Source organism: Duganella margarita, assembly GCF_009857535.1.
Lineage (GTDB): Bacteria > Pseudomonadota > Gammaproteobacteria > Burkholderiales > Burkholderiaceae_D > Rugamonas > Rugamonas margarita.
In genome coordinates this window covers 1-22538 of record NZ_WWCS01000005.1, presented here as the reverse complement: position 1 = coordinate 22538, position 22538 = coordinate 1, and the positions used below count along the sequence as shown (strand labels likewise).

Genomic DNA, 22538 nt, shown 5'->3' with positions numbered 1-22538 from the left:
GTCACACCGGAGCACGGCAAGTGAGAAATTTTGATGTTTCCAGCAATTTTGCTCTTGACTTTAAGGAAGCCCTATCAGCAAGCCAAGTTCAGCGCTAGCGGCTACTAACATTGCTTCTTTCTTAAGCAGATTTTGATAATATTCCCAATCGAATAATGGCCCGGGGTCGGTTTTTCGACCCGGTGCGATGTGTTCGTGGCCTTGTATATCCGTCAACGGATAGTGCCGCTTCAGCGCCACCGTCAGGTCGGCCAGCGCCGCATACTGCGCCGCTTCAAACGCCACCACATCGCTGCCTTCCAGCTCCACGCCGATTGAAAAGTCATTGCATTTTTCGCGGCCGCGAAAACAGGAGCGGCCCGCGTGCCAGGCGCGGTCGTTGGCAGAAACATACTGCATGACGCGGCCATCGCGGCGGATAAAAAAGTGGCTGGAGACCTTCAATCCGCGCAGGTCGGCGAACGAGGGGTCAGCATTATAGTCCATCCGGCCGGTCAGCAGGTCGGACACGTGCGGGCCGCCGAACTGGCCGCCCGGCAGCGAGATGTTGTGCACCACCAGCAGCGTGATGTCGGCCGGCACCAGGCCCGGGCGGGCGTCGAAGTGGGGGCTGTCGTAGCGGGTGGCCTGCGGCAGCCAGCCGTCGAACCCGCTCACGCCTCCGGCTCCTGGATATTCAGCTTCTGCATCTGGTAGCGCAGCTGGCGGAAGCTGATGCCCAGCAGCTGCGCCGCCTGGGTGCGGTTGAACTGGGTCTGCGCAAGCGCCCGCAGGATGATGTCGCGTTCGACCTGGATCAGGTAGTCAGGCAGGTTGGCCGGTAGCGCGTCCGGTTGCGGCGGCACTGCCGCTGCGGCCGTGGCCAGCGACGGCTGTGGTTCCAGCACCGGCGTCGGTTCGGTCAGGCGCGCGCCTTTGAGCGACAGGTCGCCGACTTCGATCACGCCATCGTCGGCAAAGGCCAGCGCCCTTTCCAGGATGTTTTCCAGCTCGCGTACATTGCCGGGGAAGGAATAGCCGCGCAGCGCGTCCAGCACGCCCTGCCCCAGCACCACCCGGTTTTCAAACGTGCCCAGCCGGGCCAGGATGGCGTCGGTCAGCACGCCCAGGTCGTCCAGCCGTTCGCGCAGCGGCGGCAGGCTCAGCTCGATCACGTTCAGACGGTAAAACAGATCCTGGCGGAAGCTGCCCTGCTCCACGCACTGCGCCAGGTTTTTATGCGTCGCACTAATAATACGCACATCGACCGGCTCCTCGGCGGTGGCGCCGATCTTGCGCACGCGCCGTTCCTGGATGGCGCGCAGCAGCTTGACCTGCATCGCCAGCGGCAAATCGGCCACTTCGTCCAGCATCAAGGTGCCGCCGTTGGCGGCCTGGAAAAAGCCTTCGCGCTCGTCGGCCGCGCCGGTGAAAGCGCCTTTGCGGTAGCCGAAGAACTCGGCCTCCATCAGTGCTTCCGGAATCGCGCCGCAGTTGACGGCGATGAAAGGCTGCGCCGCGCGCGAACTTTGCGCGTGGATTTCGCGCGCCGCCAGCTCCTTGCCGCTGCCCGATTCGCCATTGATGGCGATCGGCGCCATCGAGCGCGCCAGCCGGGCGATCTGCGCGCGCAGCGCCTGGATCACCGCCGACTCGCCGCGCAACCGGCTGGCCGTCGGCGACGCGGCCGGCGCCTGCCCCGCGGCCGGCGCGGCGTTCAGCCGCAGCGCCGACTGCACCATCAGCCGCAACTGGTCCAGCGCCACCGGCTTGGAGATGTAATCGAAGGCGCCGGCCTTCAGCGCCACCACCGCGTTGTCGGCGCTGCCAAAGGCGGTGACCACCGCCACCGGCGTGTTCTTGCAGGCGGCCGCGATCTCGCGCACCAGCTCCAGTCCGAGGCCGTCCGGCAAGCGCATATCGGTCAGCACCAGCTGGTACTCGGTGCCCGCCAGCAGCGCGCGGGCTTCGCCCAGGGTGGCGGCGCTGTCGACGTCCAGTCCCATTTTCAGCAAGGTCAATTCCAGCAGTTCGCGCAGGTCGGCCTCGTCGTCGACCACCAGAACACGCGGCGAGCGTGGCGTATGAGCACTCATCAGACAGCCTTTCCTTGCTTGCGCCCCGGCCAGGCGAAGGTGATGACAAAGCGCCCGCTCAACGACGGGCTGCCCTCGGCGCCGGTGTGGTTGTCGAAACGATACTCATAGTCCAGCCGCGCCTCGTTATTCAAGCACAATTCCCGCGCCAGATACAGCCCCAGCCCGGTGCCCTTGCTGGAGGTGGTGTAAAACGGCTCGAACAAGTGCGCCCGCACTTCCGGCGAAATGCCGGGGCCGTCGTCCTGCACGTGCAGTTCCAGCCGCTGCGCGCTGTCGCGCACCACGTTGAGCCGGATCGAGTCCGGGCCGCCGCTGGCGTAGCGCACCGCGTTGTTGAGCAGGTTGAGCACCACTTCGCGCAGGTGCAGCGCATCGAAGCGCACCTGCGTGCCCGGTGCCGCCGTCAGACCGAGGATGTCCGGCGCCAGGCCGTGGGTCTCGATGAATTCGCTGCGCAGCTCGGCCAGAAAGCCATCCAGCGCCAGCGGCTCGCTGTGCGGCTGCACCTTGCGCGACAGTTGCAGGATGTCCTCCACCATGCGGTTGACGCGCGCCACGTTGTCGCCGACGATCTTCAGCAGGCGCTGATGCACCGGGTCGCTCAGGTCCTCGCCCAGCAGCGCGGTGGCGTGGCCGATCGCCGACAACGGATTGCGCACCTCGTGCGCGATGCTGGCGGTCAGGCGCCCCATCGACGCCAGCTTGAGCTGCTGCGCCTGGTTCTCGATGGCGGTCACGTCCTGCAGGAAGATCACGCTGCGTTCGGCCCCCAGGCCGTCGGTGTCGGCGGCGGCGAAGCGCACCTTCAGATGCGCGGCCAGGTCGCGGCGCGCGCTCCAGGCGGCGGTCAGGCCCTCCAGCGCGGCGTCATTGAACGGCTTGATGGTGACGAAGGCGGTCGAGCGGGTGGCGTCGGCGCGCCACTCTTCGTACGCTTGCGTCAGCGGCGACAGCGAGGCGGCCGCCGACAGCTTGAATGTCAATTCCGGCCCGACCAGCCCCAGCATCTGCTGCGCGGCCGGATTGCCGGCAAATACCTGCCCATTCGCATCCACCACCAGGATGCCGTCGCCGATGTTCGCCATCACCAGCCGGTTGACGGCCTGCTGCACATTGATTTCAACGCCGCGCCGGCTGGCCAGTTCTTCCTGGCCGATCAGCTTGGCCGCCATGCGGTTGACCACCAGCACCGCCGACAGGAAGGCGGCGCCGTACAGGCCGGCCTGCATCACATCACGGTCGTTATCGGTCAGGAAGATTTGCCAGGTGCTGTCGCCCAGCAGGAACAGGGTCACCAGCGAGGCGCAGAACAGCGCGATCACCAGCGGCGCCAGGATGGCCAGCCCGGCCAGCGGGAACAGGTACAGGATCGCCAGCCCGCTGCGCATGCCGCCGCCGGCCAGGTACAGCACCGAGATGATGGCCAGGTCGCAGGCGATCTGCGCCAGCAGCTGCACCACGAAGCGGCGCTGCACATACACCGCCGCCAGCGCGAAGCCGAGCGCCAGTCCAAGGTAGGCCAGGCAGATTTGCAGGTAGAAGTACTGGCTGGCCGCGTGCAGGCCGCGGCTGTCGAAACTCAGGTAGACCAGCAGCACCAGCGCGATCACCACGCGGGTGGCGCTGAGCGTCTGCAGCGAACGCCAGAAGGTGGCGCGCGAGTCGGCCGTCAGGGCTTGCAGGCGCGCGAACATGGGGTGCTGGGGACAGGCCGCGCTAAGCGGACGGCAGTGCGGCATGGGCCGCGCTGCAATAGTCGCGGCCGTTGGCCTGCACCGTTTCCGAGGCAGGATAGAACACGCCGCAATGCGCGCATTGCAGCATCACCTCGGCGTCATTGGCGGCCTGGGTGGCGGCGCGCGCCTTGTAGGTGGGCGCCGGTTGCGGCTGCGCCTGCTGCTGCGGCGGCTGGCGGAACTGTTGTTGATGGCGCTTCTGCGCCGCGCGGATCTTCGAGCGGACCGCGAAAATCACCAGAAAAACCAGTCCCAGCCAAAAAATAATACGGCTCATGCCCAACCTTTATGCAAAACCACTTCAAACACAAAACGGCTGCCGACATACGCCAGCAACAACGTCGCAAACCCGGCCAGCGTGAAGCTCAGCGCGGTCTTGCCGCGCCAGCCGCGGAACCGGCGGCCGGCCAGCAGCGCGGCGAACAGCACCCATGACAGCAGCGTAAACACCGACTTGTGATCCCACTTCAGCGCCTGGCCGAACAACTGCTCCGAGAACACGATACCAGACAATACGGTCAGGCTCAGCAAAGTAAAGCCGAAGCCGATCATGCGGAACAACAGCTTTTCCATGGTCAGCAGCGCCGGCAGCTGGTCCAGCGCGCCGGACAGGAAGGATTTCTTGTCGCTGCGCGCATGCAGGCGCGACTCCTGCAAGGCCATCAGCACGGCGTGGAAGGCGGCGATGGTCAAGGTGCTGTAAGCCATGGTGGCGATGGCGATATGCCAGCCGAACAGCGGCGACTTGCCCTCCAGCGGCACCAGGTTGCCGGGGAAGACCAGCTGCAGCGCGGCGGCGCCGGCGGCGAACGGCATCACCAGCCGGCGCATGCCGTCCAGGCTGAAATTGCGGTTTTCCACCCAATACGCGGCCACCGACACCCACAGCGCCGACGACAGCATGGCGGCAAAGCCGAAGCGCAGCTCGCCGCCGCCGGCAATGTCGGCCCACAGGCCGACCCCGTGCAGCAGCCAGGCGGCCAGGGTAACGGCTGAAATCAGACCGCCACGGCGCGATGGCAGCGCGGCGCACAGGATGTACAGCGCAATGGCTGCGATAAAGGAATAGATCTGCATCCCCGCAGTTTACACTATCGCCTCAGTCCACGGCGGCCAGGCGCAGCTCGTCGCGGTGATGGCGTTGCTGTTCTTCCATCACCAGCTGGCCCAGCTCGCGTTTCAGCGCATTGAATTCGGCGGCGGCCGGGTCGCGCAGGCGCGGCAGCTCCACCAGCAGGTCGCGCTTGACGGTGCCGGGGCGGTAGGTCATCACCACGATGCGGTCGGCCAGGTAAATCGCCTCCTCGATCGAGTGGGTGACGAAGATGATGGTCTTTTTCAGCTCGGCCCAGATGCGCAGCAGCTCGTCCTGCAGGTTGCGGCGCGTGAGCGCGTCGAGCGCGCCGAACGGTTCGTCCATCAGCATGATCGGCGAATCGAGCGCCAGCACGCGGGCGATCGCCACCCGCTGCCGCATGCCGCCGGACAGGTCTTTCGGATAGCGGTTGCGGAAATCCTGCAGCGACAGCATGGTCAGCAGCTTGTCGACCGTGGTGTCGATCTGCTCCCTGCGCTGGCCCTTGATCTGCAAGCCGAAGGCGACGTTGTCGGCCACCGTCATCCACGGAAACAGCGCGTATTCCTGGAACACCATGCCGCGCTCGGGACCCGGCGCGGTGACCAGCTTGCCATCGGCGGTGATGCTGCCGGACGACGGCGGCGCAAAGCCGGCCACCGCGTTCAGCAAGGTCGACTTGCCGCAGCCGGACGGCCCCAGCAGGCAGACGAACTGGCCCTGCGGAATCTCCAGGTTGATGTCCTTGAGCGCCACCACCTCGCGCTCGGCGGTCTGGAACACCTTGTTGACTTGCGAAACCACGATGTGCGCGTTCATCAGTTCTCCAGGCCGCGGTGCCAGCGCAGCAGATGGTTATTCAGCTTGTTCATGGCGACGTCGATCGCCAGGCCGATCAGGCCGATGGTGATCATGCCGGCGATGATTTTGTCGGACCAGAAGTATTCGCGCGCCTCCAGGATGCGGAAGCCGAGGCCGTTATTCACCGCCACCATCTCGGCCACGATCACCACGATGAAGGCGGTGCCGATGCCGATCCGCACGCCGGACAGGATGTAGGGCACGGCTGCCGGCAGAATCACCCGGGTAAACATGGTGAAGCCGGACGCGCCCAGGTTACGGGCAGCGCGGATATAAATACCGTCGACCTGGCGCACACCGGCAATGGTATTCATCAGCACCGGGAAGAACGCCCCCAGCGCGATCAAAAACACCGCCGGCGGATTGCCCAGCCCGAACCACAGCATCGACAGCGGAATATAGGCAATCGGCGGAATCGGCCGCACCATCTGCACCAACACGTTGAACCAGTCGTAGACGCGGTTGCTCATGCCCATGGCCAGACCGAGCGGCAGCGCCAGCCCGCCGCCGATCAGGAAGCCGACCACTACCCGGTACAGGCTGCTGATGGAGTCGGTGATCAGCTCGCCGGAGACGGCCCAGTGCAGCCAGCTGCCGGCCGCCGCATCGTAAGGCTGCAACGGCAGCAGATAGGCGACCCACTTCTCCGCCACCGCCAGCGGCGACGGCAGCACCTGCGGATTGACCCAGCCCATCACCGCCACCGTCTGCCACAAGGCCACCACCACGGCCGGCAGCACCAGGCCGATGGCGAGCTGCCGCCACGACGAAGAAGCGGCTGCCATTATTTAACGCCCAGCGACTTCTTGGCCGCTTCCAGCAAATCGGTCTTGACCCAATCCTTGGCCACCGGCGGCTTGCTCATGCGGCCGACGCCGGTCTTGACCATGACGTCGGTGGTGGTCTGGATGTGCTCCGGCGTGATGTCGTAGCTGTATGGCGAGTTGCCGATGGCATCGTCAAAATCGTCCTTGGTGATCTGGCCCTTGAACACCACCTCGCGCACATACTTTTCGGCGACGGCCTTGTTGTCGATGAAGGTCTTGGTGGCCTGGACGAAGCAGTTCATGAACTTCTCGGCCAGCGGCCGCTTCTCTTTATAGAACTTCTCGGTCATCACCATGGTGCGCACCGGCTCGCCGATCGGCGTGTCGTAGGGCTTGATGATCTCGCTGCCGAAGCCCTTGTTGATAGCCTGCGATGATTGCGGTTCGGACTGCATCATGGCGTCGATCTGCTTGCCCAGCAGCGCCTGGTTCAGATCGGCGTAGGCCAGAAACACCAGCTGCACATCCTTGCCGGGCTGATCGGAAAAGGTCAGGCCGTTCTGCTGCAGTTCGGCCAGCAGCAGCACTTCCTGAATACCGCCGCGGGTGACGCCGACCTTCTTCCCTTTCAGGTCCTTGACAGCCTTGAGCTTCAGGTCGGCGCGCCCGACCAGCATGGCGCCGCCCTTGGCGAAGCCGGCTACCACGTAGATCGGTGCGCCGCCGGCGCGGCCGGAAATCGCCGCCTCGGACGCGGTGGTGCCGACATCGAGTTCGCCAGCGATAATCGCCTGCATCACGTCCAGGCCCTTGGCAAACACCCGCTCCTCGACCTTGATGCCGCACTTGGGGGCGATTTCCTTGATATAGGAGACGGCGCCGTAGTGGGCGAATTTCAGGTTGCCCAGCCGGACCACTTCCTGGGCCGAGGCCGGGGCCGACGCGGCAGCGATGGCCGCCGCGATGCAGATTGCTTTGAGGTTCATCCGTCTCTCCTGTATGTGTTGTTCGGAAATCATACCAAGGTCAACCGGTCTTGCCTATCGCCGCAGCGCCTCGCTACTGCCGCATGGCGGCGCGCACATGGGCGATGCGCTCGTCGGTGGCCGGATGGCTGGACAGGTAGGCGTTCATCTGCACACCGTGCTCGTGCTCCAGCTTCTGGAACTGCTCGAACACGGCCGCCAGGTGTGCCAGTGGAATGCCGTTGTGGCGCAGCATGGCGATCGCGTAGTCGTCGGCCTCGCGTTCGGCGTCGCGCGAATACTTCATGTCCAGCAGCGCGGCCGGCGCCGTCGTCAGCAGCGACGACACGTCGCCGAACAGCATCGCCGCGCCGGCCGTCACCACCGCGCCCTGGATGACGCGGCGCGTCATGTGGTGCTGGTGCAGATGGCCCAGCTCGTGCGCCAGCACGCCCATCACCGCCTCGTCGTCCTTCAGCAGGCGCACCATTTCGTCGGTCAGCACGATGTCGCCCGACGGCAGCGCGAAAGCGTTGGGGCCGATGCGGCTGTGGCGAAACACCAGCCGCCAGTCGGGGGCGCCGCCAGTTGGCGGTTGCAGCTGGCGGAAACGTGCGGTCAGCTCCGCCATGCGCTGATCGGAAAAGCGCGACGGCTGGAACACGCGCTGGTCCAGCAAGGCCAGCACGCCCTGCCCCAGCTGGTGCTCCATGCTGGGCGGCATGATGCGCGCCAGCCAGTCGGCCGCCACCGGCAGCACGTAGACATAACCGAGTCCCACCAGCGCCAGCGTGCCGGCGGCGGCGGCCAGCGCGCCGCGCCAGCTGTGCTGGATGCGCACCACCCAGCTGTCGCTGTGGCCGGTGGTATGCAGCAGCGCCGTCATGCCGGCCAGGTCACGCACTTCCAGGTAGGCGCCGTCCGGGAACGTCACCTTGCGCAGCGCGCGCTGGCTGCGTTCGGAGACGCGTAACTCGCCCAGCGGGCTGTCGCGCCTGGCTTCGCCGCGCACTTGCGCCACGCCGTCGTGCACCGCCAGCGTCACCCGGTACAGGCGCGACGTGCGGCCGTCGAAGTAGCTCGCTTCCACGGCCGGGCTCAGAAGACGTTCGTCCATCACATCGACAGGTCGAAGTCCAGCATGTCGGTGGCGCCGATGCCGGTAGCCGACACTGCGTCATCCTGGCCGGAGACGAATTCGTCCAGGCTGCCGCCCGGCAGCAGCGCGATCGACTCCAGGTGATAGCGCTGCCAGCGCACCACCGCGAACGGCGTAAACAGGCCTAGCGTGACGACGATGGCCAGCACGTTGTTCAGCGTGATCGCCACCACCTTGCCCCACTTCATGTCCGAGCTGAAGCGGTGTACTCCCAGGCTGGTGTGGTTCCAGATCAGGTTCTGGATCATATTCATGAACAGCGGAATCAGCAGGAACAGCCACACGTAGCCGACCGCGATTGAGGCCACAATGGTTACCGGCGCCGGCTGGCCCGCGCCGCGCAACAGCGCGCCGACCACGGCGGACAGCACGCCGCCGCCGGCGATCAGCGCCAGCAGAATGCCGTAGCGCTTGTAGAAGCTGCCCACCGTGGCGTCGAAGCCGAAGTGCTGGGTGCCGTAACGGCTTTCGGTGTGCTGGAAGCGCTTGATGCGCTGGTGCACGAACGGCAGCGCCAGCGTCAGCGTCACCAGGTACAGCAGCGGCAGCACCAGGAAGTGGAAGTACGCCGCCTTGGTGGAGCCGCCGAAACCGAAGCGAATACCGCGGTAGCTGGTGTAGAACAGGCGGAACTTCAGGCTGTTCCAGACCAGCCACGGCATCACCGCCGCCAGCAGCACGAACATCACCAGCCCGGCCAGCGGCGACACCCGCAGCGCCAGGTTGTAGCCGCCGATCAGTAGCAGCGCGATGATGCGCCCCTTAAGGATGGCCATCGGCCGGCCGTGGTACTCGAAGCTGGCGCCGGCCAGCTCGGTGCACGAGTACATATACTGGTTGCGCCGCACTTTGGCCCAGGCCGAATAAATACCCAGCGTGGCGATCGTCAGCAGCAAATTGACGATCCAGATGCGGAAATACTCGCTGCCGCTGGCGTGAAACTTGATGCGCTGCGGAACGTCCAGCGCCACACGGCCTGCGGCCGGCGCGGCCGGCTCCAGTAACTGCTCCATACACCTCTCCCGGCTCATTAAATAGAAAGCAACACCATGCGCCAGCCGACTTTTATTGTCAACGGGAAACCGTACTTTTTTTGCAATCCCGCAAATCGACCGGCGGCCGGACGATGCGGTAAAATGGCGACCATTGTCCGGCCCTGCGGCCGGCGCCATCACCAAGCGATCGATCACCATGCTAGATAATCTGACTCAACGCCTCGCCAAGGTCGTCAAGACCATGCGCGGCGAGGCCCGCCTGACCGAAACCAACACCGCCGAAATGCTGCGCGAAGTGCGCATGGCGCTGCTGGAGGCCGACGTCGCCCTGCCGGCCGTGCGCGACTTCATCGCCCGCGTCAAGGAAAAAGCCCTCGGCGAGGAAGTGCTGTCCTCGCTGTCGCCCGGCCAGGCGCTGGTCGGCGTGGTACAGCGCGAGCTGGCCGCCCTGATGGGCGCCGACCTCGGTCCGGAAGCGGCGCAGCTGAGCTTTGCCCAGCAGCCGCCCGCCATCATCCTGATGGCCGGTCTGCAAGGTGTGGGTAAAACCACCACCGTCGGCAAGCTGGCCAAGTACCTGAAGGAAGAAAAGAAAAAGAAAGTGCTGACCGTCTCGGCCGACGTGTATCGTCCGGCCGCGATCGCCCAGCTGCAATCGGTGACCGCGCAAGTGGGCGCCGACTTCTTCCCGTCCACCGCGCAGGACAAGCCGGTCGACATCGCGCTGGCGGCGCTGGACTGGGCCAAGAAGCACTACCACGACGTACTGATCATCGACACCGCCGGCCGCCTGGGTATCGATGAAGAGATGATGAAAGAGATCGCCGCCGTGCACAGCGCGGTCAAGCCGATCGAAACCCTGTTCGTGGTCGACGCCATGCTGGGCCAGGACGCCATCAACACCGCCAAGGCCTTCAACGACGCGCTGCCGCTGACCGGCATCGTGCTGACCAAGCTGGACGGCGACTCGCGCGGCGGTGCGGCGCTGTCGGTGCGTCACATTACCGGCAAGCCGATCAAGTTTGCCGGCGTCTCGGAAAAGCTGGACGGGCTGGAAGCCTTCGACCCGACCCGCATGGCCAACCGCGTGCTGGGCATGGGCGACATCCTGGCGCTGGTGGAAGAAGCGCGCAAGGGCGTCGACGCCAAGGCCGCCGCCGACCTGGCCGCCAAGGTCAAATCGGGTGGCAAATTTGACATGAACGACTTCAAGGCGCAGCTGGGCCAGATGAAGAAAATGGGCGGCATGGCCAGCCTGGTCGACAAGCTGCCGGCGCAGTTCCAGCAGGCCGCCGGCAACGCCAACATGGACCAGGCCGACAAGCAGGTGCGGCGCATGGTCGGCATCATCGACTCGATGACCAAGGCTGAACGCGCCAAGCCGGAACTGATCAAGGCCACCCGCAAACGCCGCATCGCGGCCGGCGCCGGGGTGCAGGTGCAAGAGGTCAACCGCATGCTGAACCAGTTCGAACAGATGCAGACCATGATGAAAAAACTGTCCGGCGGCGGCATGATGAAGATGATGCGCTCGATGAAGGGCATGATGCCGGGCATGCGCTAAGCCCTCCCTTAAGGGCGACACAGCCGCGCCGAAAGCGCGCTGCCCCACGTAAACCGGGCGTACGCCCCGTGTTTACGTGGTGTTTCCGGGAAAAAACGCGAAAAACACTTGCGTGCAGGTTAAATCCCCACCAATATTAGCCGGTGCGATCAATTGCGCAATTTTCCATGTGTTCGTTAAGGAGGCTCGAATATGGCAACAGCCAAAAAAACCCCAGCAGCACCCGCTAAGAAGCCTGCGGCCAAACCGGCCGCAAAGAAAGCAGCAGCACCAGCCGCAGCGAAACCTGCAGCGAAGCCAGCAGTGAAAAAAGCAGCACCGGCAGCACGCAAGCCAAACGCCGCCTTCATGAAAGCGTTGACCCCATCCGCATCGCTGGCCGCGATCGTCGGCGCCGAGCCTCTGCCGCGCACCGAAGTGACCAAAAAAGTGTGGGATTACATTAAGAAGCTCGATCTGCAAGACCCGGCCAACCGTCGCAACATCAATGCGGACGACAAGCTGAAAGCCGTTTTCGGCGGCAAAGCCCAGGTTTCCATGTTCGAAATGACCAAGCTCATTTCCGATCACCTGAAATAAGCACCGCGCGCCCGCGCGTAAAACCCGGGGTCAGTTCTGCCATTTGTACATGAGCTCGTGTACGTTTGGCAGAACTGACCCCGGTTTTTTTATTTCCAGTTATTCCACGCGGCCAGCACCGCGTTCGGGTATTCCGGCTTGCCGCGGCTGCCGTTGTAGCGGCCCAGCGCCAGGTAGACATTGCCGGCTTCCATGTCGAGGTACATGCGCAGGATCGAGCAGCCGTAGCGCAGGTTGGTCTGCATATTGAACAGCGCGCTGCGGTTGCGGTCGCCGATCACATTGGTCCAGAACGGCATCACCTGCATGTAGCCGCGCGCGCCGACGATCGACACCGCGTACTTGCGGTAGGCCGACTCCACCTGGATCAGGCCCAGCACCATGCCCGGATCAAGCCCGGCGCGGCGCGCTTCATACCAGACGGTGGCGAGGAATTCGGTGCGGGTCTGCTGGTCGGCCAGCTTGCGCTGGAGACGGTAGGACATGGTGTCGAGCCAGTTGCGGTAGCGCGCCTCGTCCGACGGGTTGCGGAAACTCGGGGTCGGCGGCGTCGCATCCTTGATCGCGTTCGACAGCGCCAGCCGCACCGAGTCGGCCAGCGCTTCTTCCTTCTGGTTGCCGGCCAGCGCCAGCGGTGCGGCGCATGCCAGCACCAGCGCCAGCCACCACCGTCGCGCCCGCGCACGCGGGAGCCCATGCCGGGCGGCCGCAGTGGCGCCGCATGGATTCCCGCCTGCGCGGGAATGACGGCTGCGGTACATCACTGCGCCATTTTGCCTTTGATGAAGGCCAGCACCTCGGCCACCGGCACGGCGGTCGCTTCGGTGTCGCGGCGGCCCTGGTATTCCAGGTTGCCTTCCTTCAGGCCACGGTCGCCGATCACCACGCGGTGCGGCACGCCGATCAGTTCCCAGTCGGCGAACATCTGCCCCGGACGCTGGCCGCGGTCGTCGATGATGACGTCGATGCCGGCCGCCACCGCGTCGGCGTACAGCTGCTCGGCCGCTTGCTTGACCGCTTCGCTGCGGTCCATGCCCATCGGGCACAGCACCAGCTCGAACGGCGCCAGCGAGGCCGGCCAGATGATGCCCTTGTCGTCGAAGTTCTGCTCGATGGCGGCGCCCAGGATGCGCGTTACGCCAATGCCGTAGCAGCCCATCTGCAGCGGCGCCGGCTTGCCGTTCTCGTCCAGGAAGGTGGCTTTCATGGCTTCCGAGTACGCCGTGCCCAGCTGGAACACGTGACCGACTTCGATGCCGCGCTCGATCGCCAGCACGCCCTGGCCGTCCGGCGAGGCGTCGCCTTCGACCACGTTGCGCAGGTCCAGCACCAGGTCCGGCTCGGCACAGTCGCGGCCCCAGTTGGCGCCGGTGTAGTGGTAGCCGGCGTCGTTCGCGCCGCAGACGAAGTCGGCCATGTTGGCCACCGTGCGGTCGGCCACCACGGTGACCGGCGCCTTGGTGCCGATCGGCCCCAGGTAGCCCGGCACGCAGCCGTAGACTTCCAGGATCTCGGCTTCGGTCGAGAAGCGGTGCGCGGCCAGACCCGGCACTTTGCCGACCTTGACCTCGTTCAGTTCGTGGTCGCCACGCAACAACAACATGAAATACTGTTTAGCCAATTTGCCGTCGGTGTCGGTCTCGACGGTCAGCGCCAGCGTCTTGACGGTCTGCGCCAGCGGCAGCTTGAGCTGCTCGGCCACCAGTTCGCACTTGGTGGCGTTGGGCGTCTCGACCTTGCTCAGCGGCTGCGCGGCGGCCGGGCGGGTGGCGTTGACCGGCAGGGCTTCGGCCGCTTCCATATTGGCGGCGTAGTCCGAGGTCGGGCAATACACCAGCGCGTCTTCGCCGGTGCTGGCGATGACGTGGAATTCGTGCGAGCCGCTGCCGCCGATGGCGCCGTTATCGGCTGCTACCGCACGGAACTTCAAACCGAACCGGTTGAAAATACGGGTGTAGGCGTCATACATGATCTTGTACGAAGCCTGCATGCCGGCCAGATCGCGGTCGAACGAGTACGCATCCTTCATGGTGAACTCGCGGCCGCGCATCAGGCCGAAGCGTGGGCGGCGTTCGTCGCGGAATTTGGTCTGGATGTGGTAAAAATTCAACGGCAGTTGACGGTACGATTTGATTTCCGACCGCACCACATCGGTGATCACTTCCTCGGCGGTCGGCTGGAAGGCGAATTCGCGGCCGTGACGGTCCTTGATGCGCAGCAGTTCGGCGCCCATCTTGTCCCAGCGGCCGGTTTCCTGCCACAGCTCGGCCGGCTGGATCAGGGGCATCAGCAGCTCGATGCCGCCCGATTGGTTCATTTCTTCACGCACGATGGCTTCCACCTTGCGGATGATTTTGAGGCCGATCGGCATGTAGGTGTAGATACCGGAACCGAGGCGTTTGATCATGCCGGCGCGCATCATTAACTGATGGCTGACGACTTCGGCATCGGACGGAGCTTCTTTAAGCGTGGAAATAAAAAAACGTGACGCGCGCATACGGTGAATTCTTTTTAAAAAGAGAGAGTTATAATCAACCTAATTTTAAAGGATTAGCTGGCTGATGCACCCATACTTTATACAAATGCGTTCAAATCAGGGCCCTCCGGCCGTTTTCGTACCCCGAAAACCGCGCCGGTGTGCCGTTTTGTGGGCAAAAATATAAGACAGGGAGCACGGTCGCAGAAAGTTTGAGGTGCAATATGCTCGATCGTGAAGGGTTCCGGCCCAACGTCGGCATCATCCTGCTGAACGCCCAGAACGAGGTGTGGTGGGGCAAGCGGGTGCGTGAGCACTCATGGCAGTTTCCGCAAGGAGGCATCAAATACGGTGAAACGCCGGAGCAGGCGATGTACCGCGAGCTGGAGGAGGAAATCGGTCTGCGGGCCGAGCACGTCAAGATCGTCGGTCGCACCCGCGACTGGCTGCGCTATGAGGTGCCGGACCATTTCATCAAGCGGGAAATCCGCGGCCATTACCGCGGCCAGAAGCAGATCTGGTTCCTGCTGCGGATGTGCGCGCGCGACAACGACGTCAACCTGCGCCTGACCGACCACCCGGAGTTCGACGCCTGGCGCTGGCACGATTACTGGGTGCCGCTGGACGTGGTGATCGAGTTCAAGCGCGACGTCTACCAGCGCGCCTTGCAGGAACTGTCGCGCTTCCTGACCTGGCCGGCGAACGGCCACGACCGCCGTCAACACGGCTCGCGCTACCTGCGCCAGCCGCACGCGCCGCGCGCTCCCCAGGGCGCGGCCGGGGTCAATGGCGCCAAGCCGGCGCTGGAAACGGCTGTGGGCGACTGCGGCTGCGACGACAAGCCGGAAGGCGACACCAACAGCGCATGATGCCAAAAAAGCGGGACAGTCTGACTGTCCCGCTTTTTTTCCGTACAATGACGGTCTATGTTCAATCCTTCATCCGACGATGTGCGCCGCTTCTTCTGCGAAGCCTACCGCAAGCAGCAGGCCAACGCCATCCTGAGCCCGATCGAGACCATGGCGGCCGACTGGATCCGCCACCACCCCGAATACCACGACGTGCTGGCCGACGTCGAAACGGCGCTGACGCGCGACTACCAGGTCGAAGGCGCGCAGGCCAACCCCTTCCTGCACCTGTCGATGCACCTGTCGATTGACGAGCAGATCTCGATCGACCAGCCGCCCGGCATCCGCGCGCTGGCGACGGCGCTGACGCTGAAGCTGGACGACGCCCACGCGGCGCAGCACGAAATCATGGAATGCCTGGGCGAGATGATCTGGAACGCCCAGCGCAGCGGCACCCCGCCGGACGCCGCCGCCTACCTCGAAGCCATCCGGCGCCGCCTGTAAACCCGGAGGTTTAGCGGTGGGTGGCCAGGGTGCCCGGCAGGCTGTGCAGGTAGGCCGCCAGGTCCTGGATGTCCTGGTTGCTCAGCGGCTTGACCTGGCCGGTCATGATGGCGTTGCTGCGGCCGTTGGCGGTGTCGCCGCGCTGGTAGGCTTTCAGCGCGTGCACCAGATAGTCCTTGTGCTGGCCGGCCAGCTTCGGATAGCTGGGGTCGATCGGCGTGTTGAAGTCCTTGCCGTGGCAGCTGAAGCAGGCGTATTTCTCGGTCAACGCCTTGCCGGCGTCGATGTTGCCGGCCGCGTGGGCGCTGGCGGCGAACAGGGCGCAGGCGACCGCAGCAATGGTGTTTTTCATGAATGCACTCCTCATTTCGGGTCCGCCATACGGGTCTGCTGCGAGTAGAACGCCGCCACGTCGGCGATGTCCTGGTCGCTCAGGCTGGCGGCGATGCCGCGCATCGACGGGTGCTTGCGCGCCCCTTTTTTATAATCCTGCAGCGCGCTTTCGATGTACTTGGCGGACTGGCCGCCAATCATCGGCACCGGAAACACTTCAGGGAAGGTGGCTTTGTAGCCGGGGATGCCGTGGCAGCCGATGCACATTTCGATCTTGGCTTTGGCGTTCTGGACGTTGCCCACAACTTCCGCTGCGACGGCGACGTGGGCGACTGGGATGATCGCAGCGAGCACGAGGAGTGCGGTGAGTTTTTTCATGGTGTCTCTAAGTAAGTAATCGGACAAGCGCGGTACTGCGATCTCGGATACTACTACCACGGGTCAAGTGTATTGACTTTTGTTCTATATGCTCACGGATTCTAACCCAAGTACTTTTTAGAAACAACACGCGCCGCCATGCGGACCGAGCCCCCACTCTAGCGTTTCCTTCTATACTGTTTTATCTTTTCTCTCCGGGATATCCGCATGACCGCCGCTCGCTTTGAAGGTTCCGCCCAATACGTCGCCACCGCCGACCTGAAACTGGCCGTCAACGCCGCCCTCACCTTGCAGCGTCCGCTGCTGATCAAGGGCGAGCCCGGCACCGGCAAGACCATGCTGGCCGAGGAGGTCGCCGCCGCGCTCGACCGCCCCTTGCTGCAATGGCACATCAAGTCCACCACCAAGGCGCAGCAGGGCCTGTACGAGTACGACGCCGTGTCGCGCCTGCGCGATTCGCAGCTGGGCGACGAACGGGTGCGCGACATCCACAACTACATCGTCAAAGGTGTGCTGTGGCAAGCCTTCACGGCGCCGGAACCGGTGGTGCTGCTGATCGATGAAATCGACAAGGCCGACATCGAGTTCCCCAACGATTTGTTGCGCGAGCTGGACCGCATGGAGTTCTATGTCTACGAAACCCGCGAAATGGTGCAGGCGGTCCACCGGCCGCTGGTGATCATCACCTCCAACAACGAGAAGGAGCTTCCGGACGCCTTCCTGCGCCGTTGTTTCTTCCACTACATCAAGTTCCCCGACCGCGATACGATGGCGCAGATCGTCCAGGTGCACTATCCGCACCTGAAGCAGGAACTGCTGGCGCAGGCGCTGCAGACTTTCTACGAGGTGCGCGAGGTCCAGGGCCTGAAGAAGAAGCCGTCCACGTCGGAATTCCTCGACTGGCTCAAGCTCTTGATGGCGGAAGACATCCCGCCGGCAGCGCTGCGCAGCCAGGACCAGAAGGCCATCGTGCCGCCGCTGCACGGCGCGCTGCTGAAGAACGAGCAGGACATCCACCTGTTCGAACGCCTGATCGCCATGGCGCGCCATAACCGATGAGCACGCAGTTCGACACGCCGCTGCCGGTCACGCTGGAGTTGCACGGCGTGCGGCTGGAACCGTTGGCCCCGCACCACGCCGACGGCCTGCGCGCGGCCGCCAGCGACGGCGAGCTGTGGCAGCTGCGCGTGACCTCGGTGCCGGAGCCGCACGAGGTCGACGCCTATATCTTCAAGGCCATCGAGCAGCGCCCTGTCCGGCTGGCGTTCGCCGTGATCGACAGCGCCAGCGGCGTTTTGATCGGCACCACCAGCTACCACGACATCGTGCCGGCCATCGGCCGCGCCGAGATCGGCTACACCTGGTACGCCAAGCGCTGGCAGCGCACCCACGTCAACACCACCTGCAAGCTTCTGCTGATGACGCACGCCTTCGAGACGCTGGGCGCAGCGCTGGTGGGCCTGCGCACCGACAATTTCAACCACGCCTCGCAAGCGGCCATCGAGCGCCTCGGCGCCAGAAAGGACGGCGTGCTGCGCCACCACGCGCTGCGCCGCGACGGCACCGTGCGCGATACCGTGATGTACAGCATCACGGCCGGCGAGTGGCCGGAGATCAAGGCCCATCTGCGCGACAAGCTGGCGCGCCACGGAGTGCGCTGAGATGCTGATCGATTTCTTCTTTACGCTGAAAGACGCCAGGATCCCGGTCACGATCAAGGAGTTTTTGACGCTGCTGGAAGCCATGCAGCAGCAGGTGATCAGCAACTCGCTGGACGATTTCTACTACCTGGCCCGGCTGACGCTGGTCAAGGACGAGGCCCACTTCGACAAGTTCGACCGCGCCTTCGGCCTGTACTTCAAGGGCATCAGCGCCGCCTTCGACCAGCAGGGCAATGTGCCGCTGGACTGGCTGGTGCAGCGCATGAAGCGCGAGCTGACGCCGGAGCAGATCGCCGCGCTGGAAAAATTCGGCTACGACAAACTGATGGACCGGCTGAAGGAACTGCTGGACGAGCAGAAAGCTCGCCACGAGGGCGGCAACAAGTGGATCGGCACCGGCGGCACCTCGCCGTTCGGCCATGGCGGCACCAATCCTGAGGGCGTGCGCATTGGCGGCAAAGGCGGCAACCGCACGGCCGTCAAGGTATGGGAGGCGCGCAGCTACCAGGATTACGACGGCGAGCGCGAGATCGGCACCCGCAACATCAAGGTGGCGCTGCGCCGGCTGCGCAAGTTCGCGCGCCAGGGCGCGGCCGAGGAACTGGCGCTGGACGCCACCATCCGCGCCACCGCCAGCAACGCCGGCTACCTCGATATCAAGATGCAGCCGGAGCGCAAGAACAATATCAAGGTGCTGATGCTGTTCGATGTCGGCGGCACCATGGACGACCATATCGAGCGCACCGAGGAGCTGTTTTCGGCCGCCAAGTCGGAGTTCAAGAACATGGAGTTTTTTTACTTCCATAACTGCGTCTACGATTACCTGTGGAAGAACAACCGGCGCCGCCATGCGGAGCGCTTTCCGACCTGGGATATCCTGCGCAAATACCCGCCCGACACCAAGCTGATCTTCGTCGGCGACGCCACCATGAGTCCGTACGAGATTGTGCAGCCGGGCGGTTCGGTCGAGTACAACAACGAGGAAGCCGGCAGCGCTTGGCTGGCGCGCTTCACGGCGGCGTTTCCGAAATTCGTCTGGCTCAATCCGGAGCCGGACACCATCTGGCAGTACCGCCAGTCGATCGACATCATCCGCCAGCTGATGAACAACCGCATGTTCCCGCTGACCATGAACGGCCTGGAACAGGCGATGCGCACGCTGAGCAAATGAGTGATTAACAAAAAGAAACTTTGTTAAATATATTGAAATTTGCGAAACAAATTGCTACAAATCTTAAGTTGTAGCGCGCCGGTGCAGCCCTTAGCCTAGCGGCTATGTCTATTCTGCTTGCCTTTCGTCGCCTGCGCGTGCGCCTGCGCACCGCCAGCCCGCGCAGCATTGCTGCGGCGGCCGCCCTGCTGCTGGCCGGGTTTTTCGTGCTCGATCTGGGCAGCGGCCCGACCATTTCCTTCGGGCTGTTTTATACGCTGTCGGTGGTGCTGGTGGCGTGGCGGCTGGGACGCGCCGCCACCGTGCTGGCGGTTGTGGGCGCCAGTGTCGCCCGCGTCGCCGATTTCTACCTGAACCGCCATCACGACGGCGCCCTGATGCTGCTCTACGATCTGCTGCAAAGCGCGGCCGGGTACGGGCTGGCGGCGCTGCTGGCCTGGCAGGGCCGCCTGCTGTTCGAGCGCACGGCGCGCCATGCCCGGCATTTCCAGCGCCAGGCGCGCCGCGAACGGCGCCGGCGCCGGCTGGAGGCCACCATCCGCCGTGCGGTGGTCGCCGATGTGCCCGCCATTATCGCGCTGACCAGTACCGGCGGCGAGGACGGCGCGTTCGACCAGAATGTGATGGACGCGGTGCGCCAGGCCGCGCTGACTACCACCTTCAGCCAGGGCATTATCGACGGCGCCGCGCTGCGCGATGTCTGGAATGGCGGGCAGACGGTGGTGCCGATCGAGTTCTGGGTCTCCGAGCTGCATGGCCAACTGGCCGCCTACATGATGGTGCTGGGACTGGACGGCAACAAGGGACCGGAGCGCGAACTGCATGCGCTGGCAGTGGCGCCCCCCTTCCGCAACACCGGCCTCGGGTCGGCGATGGTGAATTTTTTCTGCACCCGCTATCAGCAGCGGCGTCTGGTGGTCGCCACCAAGGCCGGCTCGCAGATGATGCAGATGCTGGTGCGCCGCAACTTCCAGCAGCTCACCAGCGACAAGGGCTACGACATCATGGTGCGCGACTGAAGCGCGACTGAGGTGCGACTGAGGTGCGACTAAGGCCTACGGCAGCTGCAGGCGGTAGCCGACCGCCGTTTCGGTCAGCAGGTAGCGCGGCTGGGTGGGGTCGGCTTCCAGCTTGTGGCGCAGGTGGCCCATGTAGATGCGCAGGTAGTGGCCGTTCTCCGACTGCGACGGCCCCCACACGGCGCGCAGCAGCTGCGGGTTGGTCATCACGCGGCCGGCGTTGGCCACCAGCACCGCCAGCAGCCGGTATTCGGTCGGCGTCAGGTGCACGTGGGCGCCGCCGCGCGTCACGCGCCGGTTCTGCAAATCCACCGCGACCTCGCCAAACTGCACCAGCCCGCTCTGGTCGGCGGCCGGCTGGCGCTGCCGCCGCAAGGTGGCCCGCACCCGCGCCAGCAGTTCGCCGACGCCGAACGGTTTGCTCAGGTAGTCGTCGGCGCCGGCGTCCAGCGCGCGGATCTTGTCGGCTTCGTTGACGCGCGCCGACAGCACGATCACCGGCACCGCCGACCATTTGCGCAGGTCGGTGACGAAGTCGATGCCGTCGCCGTCCGGCAGGCCGAGGTCGAGCACGATCAGGTCGGGCTTGCGGGTGCCGGCGTCGATCAGGCCGCGTTGCAGGCCGCCCGCTTCGAATACTTGCCAGCCCTCCTCTTCCAGTGCGGCGCGCACGAAGCGGCGGATTTGCGGTTCGTCTTCGACCAGCAAGGCGGTCGGTGCGGTGTCAGTCATGGACTTCCTCGTCCGGCATGGCCGGGGGTGTGCCAAGAGGCAGGGTAAAGGTGAAGGCGGCGCCGCCCAGCGGGCCACGGCCGGCGCGGATGGTGCCGCCGTGCGCTTCGACGATGGCGCGGCAGATCGCCAGCCCCAGGCCGACGCCCGGCTTGGCCGATTCGCGCTCGCCGCGGGTGAATTTTTCAAACAGCGCTTCTTCGCGGCCGGCCGGCAGGCCGGGGCCGTCGTCGTGCACGGTGACGTTGAGCCAGGCGCCATGCAGGGCGGCGGCGATCTCGATATGGGCCCCGGGCGGCGTGTATTTGGCGGCGTTTTCCAGCAGGTTGACCAGCACCCGTTCGATCAGCACGGCGTCGTAGCGCAGCAGCGGCAGCCCGGGCGCCAGTTTGGTGCTGAGCTGGTGCCCTTTGAGCGCGCTGCCGGCCGCGCGCAGCGCGCTGCCGACCACTTCTTCCAGCGGCTGCCATTGCAGATTGAATTGCACTTCGCCGCTCTGGATGCGCGCCATGTCCAGCAGATTGGCGACCATGGTGCTCATGCGCAGCGCTTCGTCGTGCAGCGCGCGCGCGGTGTCCTGCTGGGCGTCGCTGAGCGCCGGACGCGAGCCGGTCAGCGCTTCCGACAGGCCGACCAGCGAGGTCAATGGCGTGCGCAGATCGTGCGACAGCGCCGCCAGCAGCGAGTTGCGCAGCCGTTCGGTTTCCATGCTGACCAGCGCGCCCTGGGCCACTTCGATGTAGTGCACCCGCTCCAGCGCGATGGCGGCCAGCGCGGCGAAGGTGTCCAGCTGTTGCCGCTGCTCGGGGATCAGCATCCAGCGCCGCTGCTGCGGTTCGATCGCCAGCACGCCGCGGGTGCGCATCGGCGCCACCAGCGGCAGGTAGAAGATGCGGCTGGCCGGCAAGGTGTCGGTCCCCAGGCCGGCCGGCTCGGCGCGGTCATAGGCCCACTGGGCGATGCCGGTGTCGAGCGCCGCCAGGTGCACGCCGTGCTGGCCGCCGGGACCTGTACCGGGACCGGCGCCGACTACTGCGCCGTCGACGCTGGCCTCGGCCGCCGGGTTGGCGAGTTCCGGCGGCGGCAGTTGCAGCCGGCCGGCCTCGTCCGGCAGCAGCAGCGTGGCGCGCGCGCGGAACGCCTGCTGGATCACGCGCCGGGTGGTGTCGTAGATTTGGTCGGTTTGCAGCGCGCCGGACAGTTCACGGGCGAATTCGTACAGCGCCCGCGCCCGCCGTTCGCGCTGCGCGGCCACGCGCGCCTGGAAGCGCAGGTCGGCCGTCAGGTGGCCGGTGATCAGGCCCACCGCCAGCATCACCACAAAGGTGATCAGGTACTGGAAGTCGCTGACCGCCATGGTGAAGCGCGGCGGCACGAAGAAGAAGTCGAAGCAGGCCACGCTGACGCAGGTGGCCAGCACCGACGGCCCGCGCCCGAACCGCACCGCCACCAGCACCACCACCAGCAGGAACAGCATGGCGATGTTGGCCAGGTCCAGCCAGGCCAGCAACGGCGTGGTGAGCAGCGCGGTGGCGACGCTGGCCGCCGCCGCCACGCCGTAGCCGACGATGCGCCGCCGCTGCCAGCGTTGCCAGTCATGCCGCCGGCAGCGCTGTCGGCACGGCCGCTGCCAGCGT

The 22538-nt window shown here is 65.0% G+C and carries 24 protein-coding genes; 8 read left to right on the top strand and 16 right to left on the bottom strand.

Annotated features, from left to right (window positions below; all coding sequences use genetic code 11):
• Positions 1-60 precede the first annotated feature (60 nt).
• The 10 genes from ampD to GTP55_RS09200 form a co-directional block, all read right to left on the bottom strand.
• Positions 61-657, bottom strand: coding sequence for a 1,6-anhydro-N-acetylmuramyl-L-alanine amidase AmpD (gene ampD / locus GTP55_RS09245; RefSeq protein ID WP_161044657.1), 597 nt, complete (start codon positions 655-657; stop codon positions 61-63).
• Positions 654-2075 (bottom strand): sigma-54-dependent transcriptional regulator, encoded by a 1422-nt coding sequence (locus tag GTP55_RS09240; RefSeq protein ID WP_161044656.1) that lies wholly within the window; start codon positions 2073-2075, stop codon positions 654-656. Before GTP55_RS09240 ends, ampD begins: the two co-directional genes overlap by 4 nt.
• Positions 2075-3772 carry a sensor histidine kinase gene (locus GTP55_RS09235; protein WP_161044655.1) on the bottom strand — a complete coding sequence of 566 codons (1698 nt, stop codon included), beginning with the start codon at positions 3770-3772 and terminating at the stop codon, positions 2075-2077. The genes GTP55_RS09240 and GTP55_RS09235 overlap by 1 nt, the downstream gene beginning before the upstream one ends.
• Before the next feature lie 22 nt (positions 3773-3794).
• Positions 3795-4091, bottom strand: coding sequence for a PP0621 family protein (locus GTP55_RS09230; RefSeq protein WP_161044654.1), 297 nt, complete (start codon positions 4089-4091; stop codon positions 3795-3797).
• On the bottom strand, positions 4088-4891 hold the full coding sequence (locus GTP55_RS09225) for a cytochrome C assembly family protein (RefSeq protein WP_161044653.1): 804 nt from the start codon (positions 4889-4891) through the stop codon (positions 4088-4090). The genes GTP55_RS09230 and GTP55_RS09225 overlap by 4 nt, the downstream gene beginning before the upstream one ends.
• Positions 4892-4913: 22 nt before the next feature.
• Positions 4914-5708 carry an ABC transporter ATP-binding protein gene (locus tag GTP55_RS09220; protein WP_202423640.1) on the bottom strand — a complete coding sequence of 265 codons (795 nt, stop codon included), beginning with the start codon at positions 5706-5708 and terminating at the stop codon, positions 4914-4916.
• On the bottom strand, positions 5708-6535 hold the full coding sequence (locus GTP55_RS09215) for an ABC transporter permease (protein WP_161044652.1): 828 nt from the start codon (positions 6533-6535) through the stop codon (positions 5708-5710). Before GTP55_RS09215 ends, GTP55_RS09220 begins: the two co-directional genes overlap by 1 nt.
• Positions 6535-7503, bottom strand: a complete 969-nt coding sequence (locus GTP55_RS09210; RefSeq protein WP_161044651.1) for an ABC transporter substrate-binding protein — start codon at positions 7501-7503, stop codon at positions 6535-6537. Before GTP55_RS09210 ends, GTP55_RS09215 begins: the two co-directional genes overlap by 1 nt.
• A gap of 73 nt (positions 7504-7576) precedes the next feature.
• Positions 7577-8599 (bottom strand): M48 family metallopeptidase, encoded by a 1023-nt coding sequence (locus tag GTP55_RS09205; RefSeq protein WP_161044650.1) that lies wholly within the window; start codon positions 8597-8599, stop codon positions 7577-7579.
• Positions 8599-9654, bottom strand: coding sequence for a YjgN family protein (locus GTP55_RS09200; RefSeq protein ID WP_229257842.1), 1056 nt, complete (start codon positions 9652-9654; stop codon positions 8599-8601). Before GTP55_RS09200 ends, GTP55_RS09205 begins: the two co-directional genes overlap by 1 nt.
• A gap of 178 nt (positions 9655-9832) precedes the next feature.
• On the opposite strand from GTP55_RS09200, the gene ffh reads away from it, so the two are divergent.
• Both ffh and GTP55_RS09190 read left to right on the top strand, forming a co-directional pair.
• Positions 9833-11200, top strand: a complete 1368-nt coding sequence (ffh, locus tag GTP55_RS09195; protein ID WP_161044649.1) for a signal recognition particle protein — start codon at positions 9833-9835, stop codon at positions 11198-11200.
• Positions 11201-11392: 192 nt separating this feature from the next.
• A complete protein-coding gene (locus tag GTP55_RS09190; RefSeq protein WP_110845198.1) occupies positions 11393-11779 on the top strand; it encodes an SWIB/MDM2 domain-containing protein in 387 nt (128 codons plus the stop codon).
• 89 nt (positions 11780-11868) lie between these two features.
• Here the strand turns inward: GTP55_RS09190 and GTP55_RS09185 are convergent, their stop codons facing one another.
• Positions 11869-12540, bottom strand: coding sequence for a lytic transglycosylase domain-containing protein (locus GTP55_RS09185; protein WP_161044648.1), 672 nt, complete (start codon positions 12538-12540; stop codon positions 11869-11871).
• Complete coding sequence (locus GTP55_RS09180) at positions 12540-14276, bottom strand: proline--tRNA ligase (RefSeq protein WP_161044647.1); 1737 nt, start codon at positions 14274-14276, stop codon at positions 12540-12542. The genes GTP55_RS09185 and GTP55_RS09180 overlap by 1 nt, the downstream gene beginning before the upstream one ends.
• Positions 14277-14479: 203 nt before the next feature.
• On the opposite strand from GTP55_RS09180, the gene GTP55_RS09175 reads away from it, so the two are divergent.
• Together GTP55_RS09175 and GTP55_RS09170 are read left to right on the top strand one after the other, a co-directional pair.
• Positions 14480-15124 carry an RNA pyrophosphohydrolase gene (locus GTP55_RS09175; protein WP_229257841.1) on the top strand — a complete coding sequence of 215 codons (645 nt, stop codon included), beginning with the start codon at positions 14480-14482 and terminating at the stop codon, positions 15122-15124.
• Positions 15125-15181: 57 nt separating this feature from the next.
• Positions 15182-15607: a DUF1841 family protein gene (locus GTP55_RS09170; protein WP_161044646.1), complete on the top strand. Its 426-nt coding sequence runs from the start codon at positions 15182-15184 to the stop codon at positions 15605-15607.
• Positions 15608-15617: 10 nt separating this feature from the next.
• Here the strand turns inward: GTP55_RS09170 and GTP55_RS09165 are convergent, their stop codons facing one another.
• Together GTP55_RS09165 and GTP55_RS09160 are read right to left on the bottom strand one after the other, a co-directional pair.
• On the bottom strand, positions 15618-15959 hold the full coding sequence (locus tag GTP55_RS09165; RefSeq protein WP_161044645.1) for a c-type cytochrome: 342 nt from the start codon (positions 15957-15959) through the stop codon (positions 15618-15620).
• Positions 15960-15970: 11 nt separating this feature from the next.
• Positions 15971-16318, bottom strand: a complete 348-nt coding sequence (locus GTP55_RS09160) for a c-type cytochrome (RefSeq protein ID WP_161044644.1) — start codon at positions 16316-16318, stop codon at positions 15971-15973.
• Between the two features lie 207 nt (positions 16319-16525).
• Between GTP55_RS09160 and GTP55_RS09155 the strand changes: the two genes are divergently transcribed.
• From GTP55_RS09155 to GTP55_RS09140, 4 genes are all read left to right on the top strand, one after another.
• Positions 16526-17377 (top strand): AAA family ATPase, encoded by an 852-nt coding sequence (locus GTP55_RS09155; RefSeq protein ID WP_161044643.1) that lies wholly within the window; start codon positions 16526-16528, stop codon positions 17375-17377.
• Positions 17374-17979 (top strand): GNAT family N-acetyltransferase, encoded by a 606-nt coding sequence (locus GTP55_RS09150; protein WP_161044642.1) that lies wholly within the window; start codon positions 17374-17376, stop codon positions 17977-17979. Before GTP55_RS09155 ends, GTP55_RS09150 begins: the two co-directional genes overlap by 4 nt.
• Position 17980: 1 nt before the next feature.
• Complete coding sequence (locus GTP55_RS09145) at positions 17981-19150, top strand: vWA domain-containing protein (RefSeq protein ID WP_161044641.1); 1170 nt, start codon at positions 17981-17983, stop codon at positions 19148-19150.
• A gap of 104 nt (positions 19151-19254) precedes the next feature.
• Positions 19255-20169, top strand: a complete 915-nt coding sequence (locus GTP55_RS09140) for a GNAT family N-acetyltransferase (protein WP_161044640.1) — start codon at positions 19255-19257, stop codon at positions 20167-20169.
• Positions 20170-20205: 36 nt separating this feature from the next.
• Here GTP55_RS09140 and kdpE read toward each other — a convergent pair whose 3' ends face one another.
• Positions 20206-20901, bottom strand: a complete 696-nt coding sequence (kdpE, locus tag GTP55_RS09135) for a two-component system response regulator KdpE (RefSeq protein WP_161044639.1) — start codon at positions 20899-20901, stop codon at positions 20206-20208.
• On the bottom strand, positions 20894-22538 hold a 1645-nt coding region (locus tag GTP55_RS09130), incomplete at its 5' end, for a DUF4118 domain-containing protein (RefSeq protein WP_161044638.1). The genes GTP55_RS09130 and kdpE, both read right to left, overlap by 8 nt.

Coding starts and splice junctions, on each gene's coding strand:
- GTP55_RS09240 (WP_161044656.1), bottom strand. CDS start 2,075: ATGAGTGCTCATACGCCACGCTCGCCGCGTGTTCTGGTGGTCGACGAC.
- GTP55_RS09235 (WP_161044655.1), bottom strand. CDS start 3,772: ATGTTCGCGCGCCTGCAAGCCCTGACGGCCGACTCGCGCGCCACCTTC.
- GTP55_RS09230 (WP_161044654.1), bottom strand. CDS start 4,091: ATGAGCCGTATTATTTTTTGGCTGGGACTGGTTTTTCTGGTGATTTTC.
- GTP55_RS09225 (WP_161044653.1), bottom strand. CDS start 4,891: ATGCAGATCTATTCCTTTATCGCAGCCATTGCGCTGTACATCCTGTGC.
- GTP55_RS09220 (WP_202423640.1), bottom strand. CDS start 5,708: ATGAACGCGCACATCGTGGTTTCGCAAGTCAACAAGGTGTTCCAGACC.
- GTP55_RS09215 (WP_161044652.1), bottom strand. CDS start 6,535: ATGGCAGCCGCTTCTTCGTCGTGGCGGCAGCTCGCCATCGGCCTGGTG.
- GTP55_RS09210 (WP_161044651.1), bottom strand. CDS start 7,503: ATGAACCTCAAAGCAATCTGCATCGCGGCGGCCATCGCTGCCGCGTCG.
- GTP55_RS09205 (WP_161044650.1), bottom strand. CDS start 8,599: ATGGACGAACGTCTTCTGAGCCCGGCCGTGGAAGCGAGCTACTTCGAC.
- GTP55_RS09200 (WP_229257842.1), bottom strand. CDS start 9,654: ATGGAGCAGTTACTGGAGCCGGCCGCGCCGGCCGCAGGCCGTGTGGCG.
- ffh (WP_161044649.1), top strand. CDS start 9,833: ATGCTAGATAATCTGACTCAACGCCTCGCCAAGGTCGTCAAGACCATG.
- GTP55_RS09190 (WP_110845198.1), top strand. CDS start 11,393: ATGGCAACAGCCAAAAAAACCCCAGCAGCACCCGCTAAGAAGCCTGCG.
- GTP55_RS09185 (WP_161044648.1), bottom strand. CDS start 12,540: ATGTACCGCAGCCGTCATTCCCGCGCAGGCGGGAATCCATGCGGCGCC.
- GTP55_RS09180 (WP_161044647.1), bottom strand. CDS start 14,276: ATGCGCGCGTCACGTTTTTTTATTTCCACGCTTAAAGAAGCTCCGTCC.
- GTP55_RS09175 (WP_229257841.1), top strand. CDS start 14,480: ATGCTCGATCGTGAAGGGTTCCGGCCCAACGTCGGCATCATCCTGCTG.
- GTP55_RS09170 (WP_161044646.1), top strand. CDS start 15,182: ATGTTCAATCCTTCATCCGACGATGTGCGCCGCTTCTTCTGCGAAGCC.
- GTP55_RS09165 (WP_161044645.1), bottom strand. CDS start 15,959: ATGAAAAACACCATTGCTGCGGTCGCCTGCGCCCTGTTCGCCGCCAGC.
- GTP55_RS09160 (WP_161044644.1), bottom strand. CDS start 16,318: ATGAAAAAACTCACCGCACTCCTCGTGCTCGCTGCGATCATCCCAGTC.
- GTP55_RS09155 (WP_161044643.1), top strand. CDS start 16,526: ATGACCGCCGCTCGCTTTGAAGGTTCCGCCCAATACGTCGCCACCGCC.
- GTP55_RS09150 (WP_161044642.1), top strand. CDS start 17,374: ATGAGCACGCAGTTCGACACGCCGCTGCCGGTCACGCTGGAGTTGCAC.
- GTP55_RS09145 (WP_161044641.1), top strand. CDS start 17,981: ATGCTGATCGATTTCTTCTTTACGCTGAAAGACGCCAGGATCCCGGTC.
- GTP55_RS09140 (WP_161044640.1), top strand. CDS start 19,255: ATGTCTATTCTGCTTGCCTTTCGTCGCCTGCGCGTGCGCCTGCGCACC.
- kdpE (WP_161044639.1), bottom strand. CDS start 20,901: ATGACTGACACCGCACCGACCGCCTTGCTGGTCGAAGACGAACCGCAA.